The organism is Rhodococcus sp. WS3, assembly GCF_003797085.1.
Taxonomy (GTDB): domain Bacteria; phylum Actinomycetota; class Actinomycetes; order Mycobacteriales; family Mycobacteriaceae; genus Rhodococcus_F; species Rhodococcus_F globerula.
In genome coordinates this window covers 1469669-1487119 of record NZ_RKMA01000001.1, presented here as the reverse complement: position 1 = coordinate 1487119, position 17451 = coordinate 1469669, and the positions used below count along the sequence as shown (strand labels likewise).

Sequence of the window (17451 nt, the reverse complement as noted above, 5' to 3'; positions counted from 1 at the left end):
AGGCTCGATCAAAAGTTCCATGACCACCCGAAAATTCAGGTGGAGGATGACCGCTCGAGGCAATCTTGTTTGTCCATGGCTGCCGCGCCGCCGCTTCGCGCTGGCTTGCCAGCGGATATACAGTCGACTGTCTCGACGACCGAGTTCGCGTTCGCGCTCAATACCACCGAAAACCCTTGACGCTGGTGGTTGGCCCCATTGGGTGTTCATCTTGTTCGCGAGCCATTCTGCGTCCGTCTGGACCATCGGTCCGTGCAGGCAGTCGTGGCCGCCGTTGTCTTGGACGTAATGGGTGTAGCACTTGTTTTCGTATCCACCGTGTCCTGCGATGCGGGGCACTGTAATGAATCAGGCGGTGTTGGTCTCGGTCATGGTGGTTCCTTCCGGAGAGTCCGTAGAGTCGCTCCCCTCGACACGGTGTTCGGGGCGACTTGTGCGACGACTTTCTTGGCCGCTCGGGGAGTGAAACACCCCTGAAACACCTTAAGTAGTTTGGGGAGGAACCTGGCTTGATCAGTTCGTGGCGGCGAGTTGGTCGGTGTCGAATCTTTCGTGGCGGGGCTATGCGGTCGAGGTGACGACGGGTGGCGTCGAGTTTTGGGCGATCGTTTCCCAGCTGAGGGTGGGGTCGGCGAGTTTGCGTCGGGCGGTGTCTTTGATGTTGTGGGGGAGATCGGAGGTTGCGATGAACTGTTCGAGTTCGGCAAAGAGGTCCGGCTCGAGTGAATATTCTTGGAACCTGTCCGAAATGCCTCTTGAATCGAACGAACGTTCGAGTATCATTGTAGTCAAGGGTGGGGAGGCCTTGATGACTACGGTCAGCGATTTTGTTTCGGTGGGGGATGTTGTAGCTGGCTCGGCTGCGGGTGTGCGTGGCAGGTTGTGGCAATTGCGCCCGGCTGAGGTTCGGGACGTTGCAGTCTGTGTATCGGCGGAAATTCTTCGACTGGAAGCGATTCGGGTTGCCGCAGTAGATGAGTTGGCGCTCAATCCGGACGAGCAGGTGCTGTGCTACCGCGGCGTGGGGCGGTGGTTGGCGGCGAACACGATGCTGCAGAACGCGGCCGGTAACAAGATCGCCGCCCTCGGTGCCGCACTGCGGGGGTTCCCGGACATCGCCGGGCAGTTCGAGGCCGGTGATCTCTCGCTCGATCATGCGGCAATAATTGCCGCGTTCTGTGAATCCCCACCAAAAGGTATGCCGGAGAACGCTCTACCGTCCTGCATGGCAACACTGCTCGCTGCCGCATCCGGCGTGGAGGCGACCACCATCAAACTCCGGTACGCGATTGCGGTTTTGGAGCGGATCTTCGAATCGGATGAGACCCCGCCCGGTGAGGATGATGATCTCAATGTGTTACGGATTTCGCCGACGCTCAACGGGCGCGTGGCTATCAAGGGTGATTTCGACGCGCTGACCGGCGAAATGCTGTTGTCGGCCCTCTCGGGTTTGTCGATGCCGAAACCGGCCGCGGACGGAACCCCGGATCAGCGATCAGCTGCCAAACGCACCGCCGACGCCTTCACCGAACTGATCCGCCGCTACCTCGACAATGCCATGACCGGTGTTGACGGCGGTCAGCGTCCGCATGTGAATGTGCACATCACTGCGAAAGATCTTGCGGAGCATCGGGAATGCACCACCATGCGCAGTGAATCCGATAACGACGAGCCTGATATCGAAGATCTGGACGTCGGATACATGCCCTGGATGGGACCGCTCAGTGTGAGCCTGACCCGGATGCTCGCCTGCGACTGCATGCTCTCCACCGTCCTGATGGACGGCAACGGGGCACCGTTGGATGCGACCCCGCACAAACGCCTCGTCACACCGGAACAACGCACCGCACTGATTGCCCGGGACAAAGGCTGCGCCTTCCCCAACTGCGACGCCGTACCGGCGTGGTGCGACGCCCACCACATAAAACCCTGGTCGGTCGGTGGCCTGACGGTGATGGACAACCTCACCCTCCTCTGCCGAAATCACCACCGATTGATTCACAGCACCAGTGGGTTTCGCGGTATCTGGGAAGTCAAGATGGGCGATGATCATAAACCGTGGTTCATCCCACCAGCTGCGATCGATCCGAAACAGCGACGCAGACGCTCCACCACCCGCCAAGGGCCAGTGCATCGAGACTGAAACCGGCCCTGCCGGAACTGAACACTGCGCGTTTGCTTCGCATCACCAGAATGCCGATGCGAAGCCAACAGGCATGCGCAGGTTCGGAAATTCCGTGGCGATCTTCAGCCGTGCGTTAGCTCAAGGACTTCTTGAACCCGATGTGTGAGGCGACAAATCCGAGGCGTTCGTAGAACTCGTGGGCTTCTGTCCTCGTCTGGTCGGAGGTGAGCTGAGCGAGGAATGCGCCGCGCCGTGCCCCCTCGTCGCATGCCCAACGCAGCATTGCGCTCCCGATTCCCTGGCTGCGGTGATCCTCGTGCACCCGAACGGCCTCGATCTGCATCCGGGTTGCACCCATCCGGCTCAGTCCGGGGATGAAGGTGAGTTGCACGGTGCCGATCACGTTGTCGTCGGCGGTGGTGACAACAACAAGCAGGTGTGCGTCGTCGGCGTCGATCTTCTCGAAAGCCTTCTCGTAGATCGTCCGGGCGTCGGGATTTGTGGTTTCACGAGTGGACCCGATGGGGTCGTCGGCTAGAAGGTCCACCAGGGTGCCTACGTCGTGAAGCTCTGCCTTTCGGATGGTGTAAACCGAATTGCCGCACTCTATCGACGCCGAAATCATCAGTGGTGCTCCTGTTGAAAAGTAAATAGACCGAAATGTCAGGTTCTCATGTCGGCGTTCAGCTTTGTTCGGAAGGGTGCGATCTCCGTCACGTCCAGAAGCGCATCAACGAATTGCCGGCCGCCGCGTAGTTCCCGGGTACCCCACTGAGTTCGAAGATCCAATAGATCGCGTCGAAAAAGATCACGTTGACCTGAGGGACAAAGAGAACTGCGACCAGAAGGAGTAATCCATACGGTTTGAACTGGTCGAGTTGCGCTCGGGTCGTTGGCTTCAGGAACGGTTCGAGCGCGCCGTAGCCGTCGAGTCCGGGTACCGGCAACAGGTTGAGGACGGTCGCCATCACCTGCAGGAACGCGAGGAAACTCAGCCCCGCCCAGAACGTCACATGCTCTGGTCCGGATCCGTAAATGCGTATGACGACAAGTAGGGCTATGGCGGCGATGGCGTTGGTTGCCGGACCGGCCAGGGAGATGCGGGCCTGGACTTTGGGCGAGAACATCCCGGTGCGCAGATAAACCGCACCGCCGGGCAAGCCGATACCGCCAAGAGCTATGAACAGCACCGGGAGCCCGATCGAGAGCAAAGGATGGCTGTATTTCAACGGGTTGAGCGTCAGATATCCACGGGCTGCGACGTCGGTGTCGCCGTGTCGCCACGCAATAGAAGCGTGCGCAAACTCGTGGAGACAGAGAGTCACTACCCAACCGGCGACGACAAGAACAAAAACCCCGGCCCGACCGGACACGGAACCCCATTCGGAACCCCAGGCAACAACGCCGCCGAGGACAGCGACGGCCACGACCCCGAGGAAGACGGGGCTGGGCCGCACGGCTGACCTCGCAGCGCCCGTTCTCACCGGACCAACAGCCAGGTCTTGTCGTGGCGGTAGAACGTCGAGCGTTTGAGGTCTCGGGGGTTCGGAACACCGTCGCGCACGAGGTGAGCTGCGGGCGCTCCCAGTTGGACGGCTCGACCTTCCAGCCACCGTCGCCCAGCCCAGCGACTGCGGCGATCAACGGACGCCCGGATGCCTGGCAGCTTGGGGCTCGGAACAATCCGGACACCCTGCACAGTGCCCGAGAAGAGTTTGTTGTCGTCGACATACGCCTCACCGATCAATTCCTCGGTTCCGCCTGGGCCGGTGACCGTGGCAGCGCCGACCAGGGCTATTCCGGCGTCGTCGCGAATCAGTGGCACGACGTGCGCGGTGCCTTTGAGTGCTGCGCGGGCAGCTTTTGCGCCCGTGGACAGTTTGTACGCATCGGTGGCGTCCGACCGATCCTCCGTGACGTAGGCGAGTTCGACGTCCAATAGCTCGAGACGCATCAGTCGCGTCAGCACAGCGGCGAACGCCGCGTCCGTGCCGACCACAATCAAGCGGGGTTCGGAGACGACCTTCAGTTGTGCCAGGGCCTCACTGAAGTCGTCTTTCTCGGGCACCTCCGGCAGCGCGAACGACGTGACCTCGCCCAACGGGAGAGGCACGGGTGAATCGCCACATCTGAGTACCACTGGGGTCAACGCGCGCTCCTAGCTCGATCATGACTTTGTCGGCGGTGGTTGCACCACCGACACCGCTCACCTGGCTGGGGAACAGTCGTCGGAATTGCAGACCACGATCCTAATGCGACGTCGGGTACAGACCGACAACTGCGACAACAACGAGCCGATTTCTGGACCGAAGGGTTTGATCGTGTGCTCTGGGCTAGACTTCTCCTTCGGTCACTGCAACAGCTCGGCTGCACAAGAGTGCGCGGATTCAGGCAGTACCAATGCGGCGGGACAACTGCTGCACGTCGACCGTAGGAGACAACGTCATGCCGGCAATCGTCCTGATCGGCGCCCAGTGGGGCGACGAAGGTAAGGGCAAAGCTACAGATCTACTGGGCGAGCAGCTTCAGTGGGTCGTGCGATACCAGGGCGGCAACAATGCCGGACACACCGTAGTTCTGCCGAACGGTGAAAAATTCGCACTGCACCTCATCCCGTCCGGAATCCTCACACCGGCCGTCACCAATGTCATCGGAAACGGCGTCGTGGTGGACCCGGGAGTGCTGCTCACCGAACTCGCGGGCCTGGAATCGCGCGGCGTGGACACGTCCCGCCTGCTGCTTTCCGCCGATGCGCACCTGATCATGCCGTACCACGTGGCCATCGACAAGGTCACCGAACGCTTCCTCGGTGCCAAGAAGATCGGCACCACCGGTCGCGGAATCGGCCCGTGCTACCAGGACAAGATCGCTCGCGTCGGCGTACGCGCAGCGGATGTCCTGGACGAGAAGATCCTGACCCAGAAGGTCGAGGCGGCACTCGAATTCAAGAACCAGGTGCTGGTCAAGATTTACAACCGCAAGGCTCTTGATCCCCAGCAGGTTGTCGAAGAAGTTCTGACGCAGGCGGAGGGCTTCAAGCACCGTATCTCGGACACGCGACTCGAACTCAACCTCGCTCTCGAGCGCGGCGAGACCGTCCTGCTCGAGGGTTCACAGGGAACGCTGCTCGACGTCGACCACGGCACGTACCCGTACGTGACGTCGTCCAACCCCACTTCCGGTGGAGCAGCGGTTGGTTCGGGCATCGGCCCCACCAAGATCACCACTGTTCTCGGAATCCTGAAGGCGTACACCACACGCGTCGGCTCGGGCCCGTTCCCGACGGAACTGTTCGACGAGTTCGGTGTGTACCTGGCCGACAAGGGCGGTGAGGTCGGTGTCACCACCGGTCGTGGCCGCCGCACCGGTTGGTTCGACGCCGTAATCGCCCGCTACGCAACGCGCGTCAACGGCATCACCGATTACTTCCTGACCAAGCTCGACGTGCTCAGCAGCCTCGAGACGGTACCGATTTGTGTTGCATACGACGTCGACGGTGTGCGTCACGATGAAATGCCGATGTCGCAGACCGACATTCACCACGCCAAGCCTATCTACGAAGAGATGCCGGGTTGGTCCGAGGACATCTCGAAGGCTCGCACGTTCGAGGAGCTTCCGCAGGCCGCGCAGAATTACGTGCTTCGACTCGAAGAGCTGTCGGGTGCGTTCATGTCCTGCATCGGTGTCGGCCCCGGCCGTGACGAGACGATTGTCCGCCGCGAGGTCATCCGCTAGGAATTGTTTGTCGAAATCCCCGTTCCTTTCAAGTAGGAGCGGGGATTTCGTGTTTCAGGCTCGCTTCGACAAGTATTCGGTGACCCTCGTCCAATCGGGAAACTTGGTGGTGCCGAACTTGATCCACTCGCCCTCGAACCTGTCTGCGCCGTTGGCTCCGCGATCGTCGACGAGGAAGTCGCCTCGGTTGAGGTGCTTGTGGTGCGAGAGGATCAACCGCTTGTACGCGACGCTGCCTTCTTCCAGTCCGAGGTGTTCCTGGACCCACAAGACCTTGTCGTGCCACGCGGTTGCGTTCTTCCAGGGCGCAGTCGACAGGATGTAGGTGTCGAACTGCCGCGCAAGTTGGTGGTACGCGTCGATCGCGCCGTCGAGGGGATCCATACGCGAGAAGATGTGTGGGGCTTCGTCGAGGTCGTTTTCGAATTTCTTTCGCACATTGTCGGTCAGGCGATCGATGCCGGACTGGAAGTTGACGAGGGTGTTGTCGAGGTCGATGTAAAGAATCTTCTTGGATTCAGACTTCTTGGATTCAGGCATCTGCGCCTTTCTTCGAGCAGAAAGAGTCCAGTTTTATCGAACTGGACTGAGATCAGTGAATTCTTCCCCCTCATCACAATGGCACGGGTGTCCGACAGAGTTGTTCTCGGACCGTTCGCCGACCTCGCCGAAGATGCCGCCGAGCGGTGCTGCCAGGCGAAACTGTTCCACTCGAATGTATGTACCTTCACCTTCTGCTGGCGCAAAAAAGTACACGACGGCCACAAAGAGTCCGATGCCGATAAGCGTTGCGAAGGTAGTCATAAGCTCATCATCAGGTCCACTGGTATTGAATTACATAGCCAAGTACTCGATACTGGACCGCATGATGACTCGAGTTCTCGGTGCCCGTTCCCTTGCGCGTGATCTCGGGTCCTGGCAGGAGGAATCGGGACGACGGCCCGCCTACCGCGCACTGGCCGACGGTATTCGCTTACTCGTGCACGACGGGCGCGTTCCGTTGGGCGTGGCTCTGCCGAGCGAGCGTGAACTCGCAACCGTGCTCGAACTGAGCCGCACCACGATCACGTCGTCGTACTCGGTTCTGCGGGACGAGGGCTATCTGATCAGCCGTCAGGGTTCGCGCAGCACCGTGGCGTTGCCTGCCGGTGCGCGGCCGAACGGCTTGATGTTCCGCCAGCACCAACCCGGCCCGAGCGGTGCCGTCGTCGATCTCAGTTATGCCGCGATGGCTGCCCCGGCCGAGCAGGTGCAGCAGGCGTATGCGTCTGCGCTGGAGTCACTTCCGCAGTTCCTGCCCACTCACGGCATGGAGCCGATCGGCATCGCAGAACTGCGGGACGTCATCGCGCGTCGTTACACCGCACGCGGCTTGCCCACGACACCCGAGCAGATCATGGTGACCTCCGGCGCCCAGCACGCTTTGCGGTTGTTGTTGTCGGTGCTCACCTCTCCCGGCGAACGGGTGCTGGTGGATCACCCCACGTATCCCAATGCACTGGAAGCGATTCGGCGCAACGGGGCCAGACCCGTTCCGGTTCCGGTGCGTCCGGAGTTTGCCGCCGCCGGAGCCTGGGACCTCGACGGAATCCGAAGTGCTGCAAGGCAAACCGCAGCTCGCATGGCCTACCTGATTCCGGACTTCCACAATCCGACGGGTCTGTGCCTGGATTCCGCCGGGCGCGCGGAGCTTGCCAAGATCGCCCACGAGACCCGGATGACGCTTGTCGTCGACGAGACCATGGTGGACCTGTGGCTCGATGCGCCGCCGCCCGCTCCGGTGGCAGCGCACGGACGCGGCGCCGCCAAGACGGATGTCGTAACCCTCGGTTCCACCGCGAAGTCACTGTGGGGCGGCTTGCGCGTCGGCTGGATTCGGGCCGACCCCGCACTGATCACCCAGCTGGTGGGCGCTCGCGCGGCTGTCGACCTCGGTACCCCGGTCATGGATCAGCTTGCCGCCGCGTACCTCCTTGCCGACGACCACTCGCTGCTCGACGAGCGTCGCGCGGTCCTGCGCGAGCAACGATCGGTTCTGCTCGACGCGGTAGCCGAGCGACTCCCGGACTGGAGCCCCACGATCGGCTCGGGCGGAATGTCGGTATGGATGCGCATGTCGGCACCCGTGTCGACTGCCTTGGCGGCGGTGGCGCCCAACTTCGGAGTGCTCCTCGCAGCCGGCCCGAGATTTGGCGTCGAAGGTGCTTTCGAGCGGTTCATCCGTGTGCCATACGCACGTTCGTCGGAAGATCTGATCCGCGGAGTCGCGTCCATCGCCGCTGCATACGACACCCTTGCGACCGATCGGGACGCTGCAGACCAACGCCTCGTCGTCGTCTGAGCGGCTAGCCTGCGCTCGCGCGGGTACCCACCTGGAAACCAAGGTGAATTCAGGAGGTTTCGATGGCAACCGTCGAAGGAGTCAGTGCAGCGGGAGCTGGGGCAGGGGGAGCCGGGGCAGGGGGCGCAAGCGAATCGGAGGCATTGGCGGAACGGATGTTCGCGGCCGCGATCGGGGCGGCAGAACTGCAAGCGGTCTATCTCGGAGATCGGCTGGGCTGGTATCGCGCCCTGGCCGACTTCGGGCCCCTCACGTCGACGGAACTGGCCGATCGGACGGCAACGGTGGAACGGTATGCCCGCGAATGGCTGGAACAACAGGCCGTGGCCGGGTATCTGGACGTCAGTGCAGATGCAGACCGCCGATACACCTTGTCCGCCGCGCACGCCGCAGTACTCGTAGATTCGGACAGTCTGCTGTATGTGGCGCCGATGGCCCGATTGTTCGTGGCGACAACAACGTCGATGCCCAGACTGCTCGACGCGTATCGCCACGGCGGCGGGGTGACCTGGGAGTCCATGGGCGTTGACGCGCGCGAGGGGCAGGCGTTGCTGAACCGCCCGATGTTCCTGCGCCAGTTGTGCCAGGAGTTCTTGCCGATCATTCCGGATCTGCACGCCACGTTGACCGACGGGGCGAAGGTCGCGGATCTCGGAATGGGGGAGGGATGGTCTTCGGTGGCACTGGCTATCGGATACCCGAAAGTCGAGGTTCACGGCTTCGACGTGGACGCGGCGTCTGTGGCTGCGGCGCGCCGGCATGCGAGCGACTACGGCGTCGACGACCGTGTGCATTTCTCGTTGGTCGATGTGGCCGGCCAGGCCCCTGAGCAGGAGCGGGTGGAATCGGGTACCTACGACGCTGTTTTTGCGTTCGAATGTCTGCACGACGTGCCGGACCCGGTCGGGTTTTTGTCCACCGCCCGGTCGATCGCGCGGCCCGGCGCACCGGTGATCGTCATGGACGAGCGCACAGCGAGTTCTTTCGATCCCAATGCCGGGCAGGTGGAGCAACTGCTCTACGGGTATTCGCTGACTTGCTGCCTGCCGGACAGTCTCTCCCACCCCGGAAGCGTCGGGACGGGAACGGTCATGCGTAAGTCGACACTCGAAAGTTTTGCCCTGGCAGCAGGTTTCGAGCGAGTGGATGTGCTACCGATCGAGCACGAGTTCTTGCGGTTCTACCGATTGGGCTGACGCCCTGTGCGCCTTTGTGGTAGCCGGAACTACCAGAAAGGCGCACAGGGCCGAAGGCCCTAGGTCAACACAGAGCCGAAGGCCCTAGGTCCAAACCGTGTCGATATCCGTCGCCTCGCGCGCCGGCGGCGACGGAACGCTCGCCGGGGTGCGGGAGAAACGCGGTGCCGGAGCGTGCTGGGTGACGCCGTCGAGTTCGATGAGCGAGCCGCGCGCTGCGATGTGCTCGTTCGACGGTGCTTCCGCGAAGGTCAGTACCGGCGAGACGCACGCGTCGGTGCCGAGGAAGATCTTGGCCCACTCGTCGCGAGTCTTGGACAGGAACTTCTCCGTGAAGAGTGCCTTCATGTCGTCCCATTTGCTGGAATCCATCTGATGCGGAAGCGTCGACGGATCCAGTTCGAGGCCTTCGAGCAGCAGGGCGTAGAACTGCGGCTCGATGGAACCGACGGCCATGTACTTGCCGTCGGAGGTCTCGTAGGTGTCGTAGAACGGCGCACCGGTGTCGAGGAGGTTGACACCACGCTCGTCGGACCAGACGCCGCGGCCACGGAAGGCCCACATCATGTGTGAGAGGGCGAGGGTGCCGTCGACCATGGCCGCGTCGACTACCTGGCCTTTACCGGAGATCGAACGCTCGACCAGGGCGGACAGGATGCCGAAGATCAGGAACATGGAACCGCCACCGAAGTCGCCGACCATGTTGAGCGGCGGAACGGGACGTTCACCCTTGCGACCGATGGCGTTGAGGACGCCGGTGAGGGAGATGTAGTTGATGTCGTGGCCGGCGGCGCTCGCGAGGGGGCCTTCCTGGCCCCAGCCCGTCATACGCCCGAAGACGAGACGAGGGTTGCGCTCCAGCAGCACGTCGGGTCCGAGTCCCATACGTTCCATGACGCCGGGCCGGAAGCCTTCGATGACAACGTCGGCGCGATCGACCAGGTTCAGGACCTTCGCGACATCCTCGGGATCCTTGAGGTTGGCTTCGACGACACGACGGCCTCGCTTGATCTGGTCGGAGGCGTTGGCGTCCTGAGGAATCTGGCCTGCTCGTTGCACGATGACGATGTCGGCGCCCATGTCGGCGAGCAGAGTCGCTGCGTGCGGTCCCGGTCCCAATCCAGCGAATTCCACGATCCGAATGCCCGCGAGCGGGCCCTTCTTCTCCACAGTTTCTGCAGACACACGAACTCCCAATTCAGACGGCGACAACACTTCTGACCCGACGGTAACCTGTCGGACCGATCAGGTGTGCTCCGGGGCACGGTGTCTACGCAGGGAGGCGTCGGTCACTAGACGGCGGCGCCTTCGAACTGAGCGTTGTAGAGGCGGAAGTACGCTCCGCCGTGGGCGATGAGTTGATCGTGTGTGCCTTGCTCGACGATCTGGCCGGCCTCCATGACCACGATCAGATCCGCATTGCGAATCGTGGACAGACGGTGCGCGATGATGAAGCTCGTGCGACCGGCTCGCAGTGCCGACATAGCGTGCTGGACAAGCTGTTCCGTGCGAGTGTCGACCGAGCTGGTCGCCTCGTCGAGAATCAGCAGCGACGGCTCGGACAGGAAGGCGCGGGCGATGGTGATGAGCTGCTTCTCGCCCGAACTGATGTTGGACGCTTCCTCGTCGAGCACGGTGTCGTAGCCGTCGGGCAGGGTGTGGATGAAGCGGTCCGCGAACGCCGCCCGGGCTGCCGCTTGGATCTCGGCTTCGCTGGCACCGATGCGTCCGTATGCGATGTTTTCGCGGATGGTGCCGCCGAACAACCACGTGTCCTGCAGGACCATGCCGACGTGCGAGCGGAGGTCGGCGCGCCGCATGTGTGCGATGTCGACGTCGTCGATGGTGATCCGGCCGGAGTCGACTTCGTAGAACCTCATGATGAGGTTCACCAACGTGGTCTTGCCTGCGCCGGTGGGACCGACGATGGCGACGGTCTGTCCGGACTCGGCAGTGAGGTTGACGTTCTCGATGAGCGGGACGTCCTTGTCGTACCGGAACGAGACGTTCTCGAACACGACGGTGCCGACGGTGCGGTGACGGCCGGCCTGCTCGGGGAGGACGGGGTTCGCGATGTCCGGAGTCTGCTCGGGTTCGTCGAGCAGTTCGAAGACGCGTTCCGCCGACGCGGCCCCGGACTGCAGACTCGACGACATCGAGGCGATCTGGGTGAGCGGTGAGCTGAACTGGCGGGAGTAGACGATGAACGCCTGGACGTCGCCGAGGGACATGTTGCCACTGGCCACCTTCAGGGCACCCACTACGGCGAGCAGCACGTAGGTGATGTTTCCGACGAAGTTCATGACGGGCATGATCAGGCTGGACAGGAACTGTGCGCCGAACGATGCGTCGAGAAGTTTCTTGTTCTGTACCGCGAATTCGCGCTCGGCCTCGATCTGATGCCCGTAGACGCGCACCAGATCGCGACCGCTGTAGGTCTCTTCGATCTGCGCGTTGATCTTGCCGGTTTCTTCCCATTGCGCTTTGAACAGAACCTGCGCGCGCTTGGCGACACGGGCAACCAACACGACCGACACGGGAACAGCGATGAGTGCGATCAGCGAGAGCATCGGCGAGATGACGAACATCATGGTGAGGACGCCGACGACCGTCAGCACCGAGGTCAACAGTGACGTCAGAGTTTGGGACAGGGTCGACGAGACGTTGTCGATGTCGTTGGTGACGCGGCTGAGAACTTCACCGCGAGGCGTCCTGTCGAAGTACGGCAACGGAAGTCGGTGAATCTTCGCTTCGACCTCCGCACGCAACTTGTAGATCGTTTTCTGCACGATGATGTTGAGCAGGAACGCTTCCACCCAGGCGAGCAGCGACGCCATCACGTACACACCGATGGCGATGAGGATGACCTTGCCGATGGCGTCGAAGTTCAGCCCGACGCCAGGGACGACGTCGGCAGAGTTCTGAACCAGGTCGGCGAACGTCGAATTACCGGATGCACGAATAGCTTCCGCGGCCTCGTCACGGCTGATGCCGGCCGGCAAACTCTTGCCGATGAATCCGGCGAAGATGAGGTCGGTGACGTGGCCGAGGATCTTGGGAACCGCGACGGAGAGCGAGATGCTCCCGATCGTCGAGAGCACTACGACGAATACCGCGATCTTGTGCGGCTTCAACAGGCCCAACAGCCGTTTCATCGTGGCTTTGAACTGCTTGGGTTTGGTCGCCGGTGTGGTGGACGCGGGCTTCGGCGCCGGGGCATCGGGCTTGGGCTCGTCGCCGGGGGGCGGTTCGACAGGCGGTGGTCCGGATTGTTGCGGATCGTCCTGGGGTGGACCGTACAGGGGCTGACCGTACTGAGGCGCAGGTTCGGCAGGCGGCGCTGTGTCCGGCTCCGCGGGGATCTTGGCAAATACGACGGTAGGAGCGTCGTCGAAATACTGACGATTGCCAGGACCGAAATTTGGGCCTTGCGGAATGGTCATGCGCTCATCTCCGCGGGAATCTGGGAGGCCACGATCTCTTGGTACGTCGGGCAGTTGGCCAGCAGGAAGTTGTGGTCGCCGAGTCCGACGGGAGCGCCGTCCTCGAGGACCATGATCTGGTCGGCGTCGATGATCGAAGACACGCGTTGCGCGACGACGATGACGGTGCTGTTCGTCGTAATCGCGCGCAGCGCTGCGCGAACGGCCGCGTCGGTGTGCATGTCCAGGGCGGAGAAGGAATCGTCGAAAATGTAGATCCGCGGTCGGCGGACGACGGCTCGGGCGATGGCCAGGCGCTGCCGCTGGCCACCGGAGAGATTCGATCCACCTTGCGCTATCGGGGATTCCAGGCCCTGCGGAAGTTCCCGGACGAAGCCGTCGGCTTGCGCGACGGCGAGTGCAGCCCAGATGTCGTCGTCGGTGGCTGACGGATTTCCGTACCGGATGTTGGTGGCGACCGTGCCGGCGAACAGGTAGGTCTTTTGTGGGACGTACCCGAAGTTGGTGAACAGTTCGTCCTGATCCCAGCCGCGGACGTCGAGCCCGTCGATCAGAACCGCGCCGGCTGTGACGTCGAAGAGCCGGGGGATGAGGGAGACGAGGGTGGATTTTCCGCTGCCGGTGCTGCCGACGATCGCAGTGACGGTCCCAGGTAGACAGCGCATCGTCACACCGCTCAGAACCGGAGTCTCGGCACCGGGGTAGCTGAATCCGGCTCCGCCGAACTCCACGACGCCGTAAGGGTTGGTGGGGCGCAGCGGTTGGGACGGTGCCGGGACCGATGGCTTCGTGTCGATCACTTCGGTGATGCGGTCGGCGCAGACGGCGGCCCGTGGAATCACGACGGCCAACATTGTTGCCATCACGACGGACATCAGAATTTGCATGACGTACGCGAGGAACGCGCTGATCTGACCGATCTGCATGTCACCGGTGTTCACGAGGTGGGCACCGAACCACATGACCGCAACGCCGGTCAGGTTCGCGATCAGCATGACCGTCGGCAGGAGAACGGCTTGGTATCGACCGATGAGCAGGGCCGTGTCCGCAAGTTCCTTGTTGGCCTGATCGAAGCGCATGGTTTCGTCGGGTTCGCGAACGAACGCGCGAATCACGCGCATACCGGTGAGCTGTTCACGCAGTGCGCGGTTGATCTTGTCGATGCGGGCCTGCATGGTCCGGAAGTGCGGAATGAGGCGGGCGACGACCACTGCGACGGTGATGCCGAGTAGTGGCACCGAAATGGTCAGGAGCCACGACATCTGCAGATTCTCGCGTAGCGCCATGACTATGCCGCCGATGCACATGAGTGGTGCGCTGACGAGCATCGACGACGTCAGCATCACCAGCGTCTGGATCTGGAGGACGTCGTTGGTATTTCTGGTGATCAGTGTCGGGGCGCCGAAACCGGAGAATTCACGGTCGGAGAAACTGCCGACGGCCTTGTAGACGGCGGCCCGGACGTCGTGACCGAATCCCATCGAGGACTTTGCCGCCAGATACGTCGACGCGACCGAGGCGATGATCGACGCCAACGAGACCATCAGCATGATTCCGCCGGTCGACATGATGAATCCGGTATCACCGCGGGCGACGCCGTCGTCGATGATTCGGGCATTCAGGGTCGGCAGGATCAGCGACGCAATGGCACCGAAAAGTTGCAGCGCCAATACTCCTGCGAGCAACCAGCGGTACGGCGGCAGGTACGCCTTGAGCAGTTTTGCTAACACGGCGATCCCGATCTGGTTGCCACGCGTTCAGGATTGATCACATGCACACGGTATGACAGATCGCGGTCGGAGCGGGCACCGACTCTTACCTTTGTGGCCTTTTGTCTCAATCGATTGTGATGTCGATCACATTTGAATTTGAAGTTGAGTTCGAGTCACATGTCTTGATCTGGGGCTTTACAGATCACCACGAACTGTCACGCGAGTCTTTGTCCTTAAACAAACTGGACGTATGTATTTCTCCTGACTACAAAGGCTCTCGGCGGACCAAACGTGCGCCACGTCATACATCTCACGCAAGGAGTTCAGTTATGGGTTCGGTCGAAAACCTTCTCGAGGCAAACGGTATGGGCTGGAGTCTGCTCAAGCTCCTTCCACTGGTGAACATGCTCAAGACCATCCAGGGCCTCGATTCCGCCAGCTCGAACTCCTGACGTTCGCGCGCACGGCAATCTTTCGTAACGACACAGGAGTAGTCACATGACCTCGATCCAGAATCTCGACGCCTTCCTCAAAAGCGTTCTCGCTTTGGTAACCAAGCTGAACGCCGGATCGGCAGATTCTTCGGGTTCGACCGGTTCGGCTGCCGAGTAATTTCTCCAGCCTTTCCGATTCATCAACTGCATTTCTGAGAAAAGAGGAACCGACATGGGTTCGCAAGAAGAATTCAGCGCCGTTATCAAGAACCTTTTCCCGGTTCTCAAGGACTTGCTCACGGCCATCGGCGGTGGCTCGCTCACTCCGGGAACCGGCTCGGCCGCTGAGAAGTAGGTCTGAGAAGTAAGTCCTGTTTGCCCGAAAGTGTGGCTCGCAATTGACTGCGAGTCGCACTTTCTGCATTTCTGCTGTGATGCACATCACAATTTGTACTCTAATTGACATTGAACTACCGTCTTGATCTGCAGTTTTGACGACAGGTGTTACTTCGAGTCTTTGGTAGTAGCCACACGGTAGCTAGACAAGTACGTTTCTGCGGTCTATAAATGCTGTCAGCGCTAATTAGTGCGCTGCATCACAGCACGGGATGTCGCAGGGGGGCGACCGCATATTTCACCCCTGTGGCATGAGTTCCCAGACTGTTCGGTCACCGCCTGCGGCCGAAACGTCGCTGAACATTTCACATCACCTCTACGCACCAGGAGAACTCCTATGTTCGGATCACTCAGCGCACTCGGACCTCTGCTCACAGCACTCGGCGTTTTCCTCAAGTCGGTAGACACCTCTTCGCTCGAGGGCGGCTCGGGATCCTCGGGATCCAGCGGATCTGCTGAATAAGACCAACCGCTAACAAGACCTATCAGGTGCCGAGTCCTCGGTACTGTGATGGTCGGTCACTTCGCATTGCCCTCTGACCGCGTCATCGGTCAGGGGGCAATGTGGTCTGAACGTGACGATAAGATTTGGCAGTCGCCCGATACACCTTTTCTGGAGCGACGGTGAGGTGACGAATGACAAGGATGGGCCGAGTAACGCGGCTGCTGGTTGTCTTTGTCGTTGTCCTGCTTGCCGCGCTCATCGGAATTCTCACGCGACCGCCCGGACTGCTCGCCACGTTCTGGTGCGCCAATGCGTTGTTACTGGGAATGATGGTGCGGTGGCCGATTCTGATCGAGTGGCCCACGTGGATTGCCGCCGGCGTCGCTTATGTGAGCGCTGATCTGCTGACCGGCAACACGCTCTCGATGGCAATTCAGTTGAACGGTGCAAACCTGGTCGGGGTCACCGTTGGTGTGTTGTTGCTCGACTACCTCAAACGCACCCCGTTCCGCTTGGTCGACTCAACGTCTCTGATGTGGATGGTTGTCGTCGCCGGACTCAGTGCCTGCGCTACCGCGGCAACAGCTGGGCTGATGGATTGGGTCTTTCGAGGTGAGTCGTTTGCCGACACGCTTGTTCACTGGGGCAGTACGGAGTTCATGGCCTATCTGCTGGTGTTGCCTCTGATTCTGTCCATGACCATTCCGTCCAGCATTGCGGAGATCCGTAGCAAGACGACTGTACGGGCAGTTCTCGCCATGACAGTCCCGTTGCTCGCTACCGCCGCCTGCATGCCGATCGCGCTCAGCATCGAGGGGCCGATTGCCCTTCTCCTGCCCATCCCCGCGCTGTTGTGGTGCGCTACCCGGATTTCGGTTCCGAGTACTGCGTTGGTTTCGGCAGTGTGGTCGGTGTGGTCGCTCATGATGGCCGACGCCGGCAGGCTGGCTCTCGGGGAACAGAGTGGCGCAAACGTGAACGAGGCGGTGATCACGTCGATAGCGGTCACTCTGGTTGCGTTGGGCCCCATCGCTGTGGCGTGTGCGACGCAGGAGCGTCGGGCTGCCGAGCGTGAGCTGTTCCGCGCAGTCGAATACGACTCTCTCACCGGAGTCCTCTCGCGCGGGCCTTTCCTGCGTCAGGCCGAAGAACGACTCCAACAGGCAACGCAGACGGCGTTGCCTATCGGATTGCTGATGCTCGATCTCGACCACTTCAAAGCCGTCAACGACACATACGGGCACATGGTCGGCGACAGTGTTCTCGCCGATTTCGGTGCCCGGATGGCAGAACGCGTCTCCGATACCGATCTGGTCGGTCGACTCGGCGGTGAGGAGTTCGCGGTCTTGCTCACCGGTTCCAGTTTCGCCCGTGCGACCGAAGTCGCCGAAGAGATCCGACATGCTCAGGTCCACGACTCGGCACGATCCGGGCATGACAGCACCGTCAGTATCGGACTCGCTTGGACAGATGACGCGACACCCACCTTGGCGTCGCTGATGGTCGCCGCCGACGCAGCCCTGTACGAAGCCAAGCATGCAGGCCGAAATGTCGTGAAAGCCCAGAACGTTAGTGACATCGTGAGTGGCGTCGTGTCTGAGCGGATCACCAGAACCGCGTGAGT

17 protein-coding genes are annotated in these 17451 nt (G+C 61.4%); 8 read left to right on the top strand and 9 right to left on the bottom strand.

The annotated features are described in order from the left end of the window. Window positions 1-561 precede the first annotated feature (561 nt). Window positions 562-783 carry a hypothetical protein gene (locus EEB13_RS06845; RefSeq protein ID WP_116101834.1) on the bottom strand — a complete coding sequence of 74 codons (222 nt, stop codon included), beginning with the start codon at window positions 781-783 and terminating at the stop codon, window positions 562-564. A gap of 25 nt (window positions 784-808) precedes the next feature. On the opposite strand from EEB13_RS06845, the gene EEB13_RS06840 reads away from it, so the two are divergent. After that, the gene (locus tag EEB13_RS06840; protein ID WP_141484887.1) at window positions 809-2143 is read left to right on the top strand and encodes an HNH endonuclease signature motif containing protein; all 1335 of its coding nucleotides are present in this window, start codon (window positions 809-811) and stop codon (window positions 2141-2143) included. A 115-nt stretch (window positions 2144-2258) separates the two neighbouring features. On the opposite strand, the gene EEB13_RS06835 is transcribed toward EEB13_RS06840, so the two are convergent. The 3 genes from EEB13_RS06835 to EEB13_RS06825 all read right to left on the bottom strand — a co-directional run bounded on the left by EEB13_RS06835 (window position 2259) and on the right by EEB13_RS06825 (window position 4265). Next, a complete protein-coding gene (locus EEB13_RS06835; RefSeq protein ID WP_033235653.1) occupies window positions 2259-2750 on the bottom strand; it encodes a GNAT family N-acetyltransferase in 492 nt (163 codons plus the stop codon). An 88-nt stretch (window positions 2751-2838) separates the two neighbouring features. Further along, window positions 2839-3609, bottom strand: coding sequence for a site-2 protease family protein (locus tag EEB13_RS06830; RefSeq protein WP_141484886.1), 771 nt, complete (start codon window positions 3607-3609; stop codon window positions 2839-2841). After that, window positions 3606-4265, bottom strand: a complete 660-nt coding sequence (locus EEB13_RS06825) for a hypothetical protein (protein ID WP_092802426.1) — start codon at window positions 4263-4265, stop codon at window positions 3606-3608. Before EEB13_RS06825 ends, EEB13_RS06830 begins: the two co-directional genes overlap by 4 nt. A gap of 305 nt (window positions 4266-4570) precedes the next feature. On the opposite strand from EEB13_RS06825, the gene EEB13_RS06820 reads away from it, so the two are divergent. Next, entirely contained in the window at window positions 4571-5860 is a 1290-nt protein-coding gene (locus EEB13_RS06820; protein ID WP_033235650.1) for an adenylosuccinate synthase, read from the top strand. 54 nt (window positions 5861-5914) lie between these two features. Here EEB13_RS06820 and EEB13_RS06815 read toward each other — a convergent pair whose 3' ends face one another. Continuing rightward, complete coding sequence (locus EEB13_RS06815; protein WP_141484885.1) at window positions 5915-6400, bottom strand: 5' nucleotidase, NT5C type; 486 nt, start codon at window positions 6398-6400, stop codon at window positions 5915-5917. Window positions 6401-6433: 33 nt separating this feature from the next. Further along, window positions 6434-6664 carry a hypothetical protein gene (locus EEB13_RS06810; protein ID WP_141484884.1) on the bottom strand — a complete coding sequence of 77 codons (231 nt, stop codon included), beginning with the start codon at window positions 6662-6664 and terminating at the stop codon, window positions 6434-6436. A 61-nt stretch (window positions 6665-6725) separates the two neighbouring features. Here EEB13_RS06810 and EEB13_RS06805 point away from each other — a divergent pair, with 61 nt between their 5' ends. Both EEB13_RS06805 and EEB13_RS06800 read left to right on the top strand, forming a co-directional pair. Then, the gene (locus tag EEB13_RS06805; RefSeq protein ID WP_141484883.1) at window positions 6726-8201 is read left to right on the top strand and encodes a PLP-dependent aminotransferase family protein; all 1476 of its coding nucleotides are present in this window, start codon (window positions 6726-6728) and stop codon (window positions 8199-8201) included. A gap of 62 nt (window positions 8202-8263) precedes the next feature. Next, window positions 8264-9397: a class I SAM-dependent methyltransferase gene (locus tag EEB13_RS06800; RefSeq protein ID WP_141484882.1), complete on the top strand. Its 1134-nt coding sequence runs from the start codon at window positions 8264-8266 to the stop codon at window positions 9395-9397. An 84-nt stretch (window positions 9398-9481) separates the two neighbouring features. On the opposite strand, the gene EEB13_RS06795 is transcribed toward EEB13_RS06800, so the two are convergent. The 3 genes from EEB13_RS06795 to EEB13_RS06785 form a co-directional block, all read right to left on the bottom strand. Next, window positions 9482-10582, bottom strand: coding sequence for a CaiB/BaiF CoA transferase family protein (locus EEB13_RS06795; RefSeq protein ID WP_033235812.1), 1101 nt, complete (start codon window positions 10580-10582; stop codon window positions 9482-9484). A gap of 107 nt (window positions 10583-10689) precedes the next feature. Continuing rightward, a complete protein-coding gene (locus tag EEB13_RS06790; RefSeq protein WP_141484881.1) occupies window positions 10690-12840 on the bottom strand; it encodes an ABC transporter ATP-binding protein in 2151 nt (716 codons plus the stop codon). Beyond that, entirely contained in the window at window positions 12837-14570 is a 1734-nt protein-coding gene (locus EEB13_RS06785; RefSeq protein ID WP_033235645.1) for an ABC transporter ATP-binding protein, read from the bottom strand. Before EEB13_RS06785 ends, EEB13_RS06790 begins: the two co-directional genes overlap by 4 nt. Before the next feature lie 311 nt (window positions 14571-14881). Here EEB13_RS06785 and EEB13_RS31935 point away from each other — a divergent pair, with 311 nt between their 5' ends. From EEB13_RS31935 to EEB13_RS06780, 4 genes are all read left to right on the top strand, one after another. Then, window positions 14882-15004 carry a hypothetical protein gene (locus EEB13_RS31935; RefSeq protein WP_255285212.1) on the top strand — a complete coding sequence of 41 codons (123 nt, stop codon included), beginning with the start codon at window positions 14882-14884 and terminating at the stop codon, window positions 15002-15004. A gap of 214 nt (window positions 15005-15218) precedes the next feature. After that, complete coding sequence (locus EEB13_RS31930; RefSeq protein WP_255285213.1) at window positions 15219-15341, top strand: hypothetical protein; 123 nt, start codon at window positions 15219-15221, stop codon at window positions 15339-15341. A gap of 378 nt (window positions 15342-15719) precedes the next feature. Next, on the top strand, window positions 15720-15845 hold the full coding sequence (locus EEB13_RS31925) for a hypothetical protein (RefSeq protein ID WP_261984456.1): 126 nt from the start codon (window positions 15720-15722) through the stop codon (window positions 15843-15845). 173 nt (window positions 15846-16018) lie between these two features. Further along, entirely contained in the window at window positions 16019-17449 is a 1431-nt protein-coding gene (locus EEB13_RS06780; RefSeq protein WP_261984455.1) for a sensor domain-containing diguanylate cyclase, read from the top strand. Window positions 17450-17451 lie beyond the last annotated feature (2 nt).

What these genes read in the sequence shown, in the direction of transcription:
- EEB13_RS06845 (WP_116101834.1), bottom strand. Translation starts at nt 783, where the DNA reads ATGATACTCGAACGTTCGTTCGATTCAAGAGGCATTTCGGACAGGTTC.
- EEB13_RS06840 (WP_141484887.1), top strand. Translation starts at nt 809, where the DNA reads ATGACTACGGTCAGCGATTTTGTTTCGGTGGGGGATGTTGTAGCTGGC.
- EEB13_RS06835 (WP_033235653.1), bottom strand. Translation starts at nt 2,750, where the DNA reads ATGATTTCGGCGTCGATAGAGTGCGGCAATTCGGTTTACACCATCCGA.
- EEB13_RS06820 (WP_033235650.1), top strand. Translation starts at nt 4,571, where the DNA reads ATGCCGGCAATCGTCCTGATCGGCGCCCAGTGGGGCGACGAAGGTAAG.
- EEB13_RS06815 (WP_141484885.1), bottom strand. Translation starts at nt 6,400, where the DNA reads ATGCCTGAATCCAAGAAGTCTGAATCCAAGAAGATTCTTTACATCGAC.
- EEB13_RS06810 (WP_141484884.1), bottom strand. Translation starts at nt 6,664, where the DNA reads ATGACTACCTTCGCAACGCTTATCGGCATCGGACTCTTTGTGGCCGTC.
- EEB13_RS06805 (WP_141484883.1), top strand. Translation starts at nt 6,726, where the DNA reads ATGATGACTCGAGTTCTCGGTGCCCGTTCCCTTGCGCGTGATCTCGGG.
- EEB13_RS06800 (WP_141484882.1), top strand. Translation starts at nt 8,264, where the DNA reads ATGGCAACCGTCGAAGGAGTCAGTGCAGCGGGAGCTGGGGCAGGGGGA.
- EEB13_RS06790 (WP_141484881.1), bottom strand. Translation starts at nt 12,840, where the DNA reads ATGACCATTCCGCAAGGCCCAAATTTCGGTCCTGGCAATCGTCAGTAT.
- EEB13_RS31935 (WP_255285212.1), top strand. Translation starts at nt 14,882, where the DNA reads ATGGGTTCGGTCGAAAACCTTCTCGAGGCAAACGGTATGGGCTGGAGT.
- EEB13_RS31930 (WP_255285213.1), top strand. Translation starts at nt 15,219, where the DNA reads ATGGGTTCGCAAGAAGAATTCAGCGCCGTTATCAAGAACCTTTTCCCG.
- EEB13_RS31925 (WP_261984456.1), top strand. Translation starts at nt 15,720, where the DNA reads ATGTTCGGATCACTCAGCGCACTCGGACCTCTGCTCACAGCACTCGGC.
- EEB13_RS06780 (WP_261984455.1), top strand. Translation starts at nt 16,019, where the DNA reads ATGACAAGGATGGGCCGAGTAACGCGGCTGCTGGTTGTCTTTGTCGTT.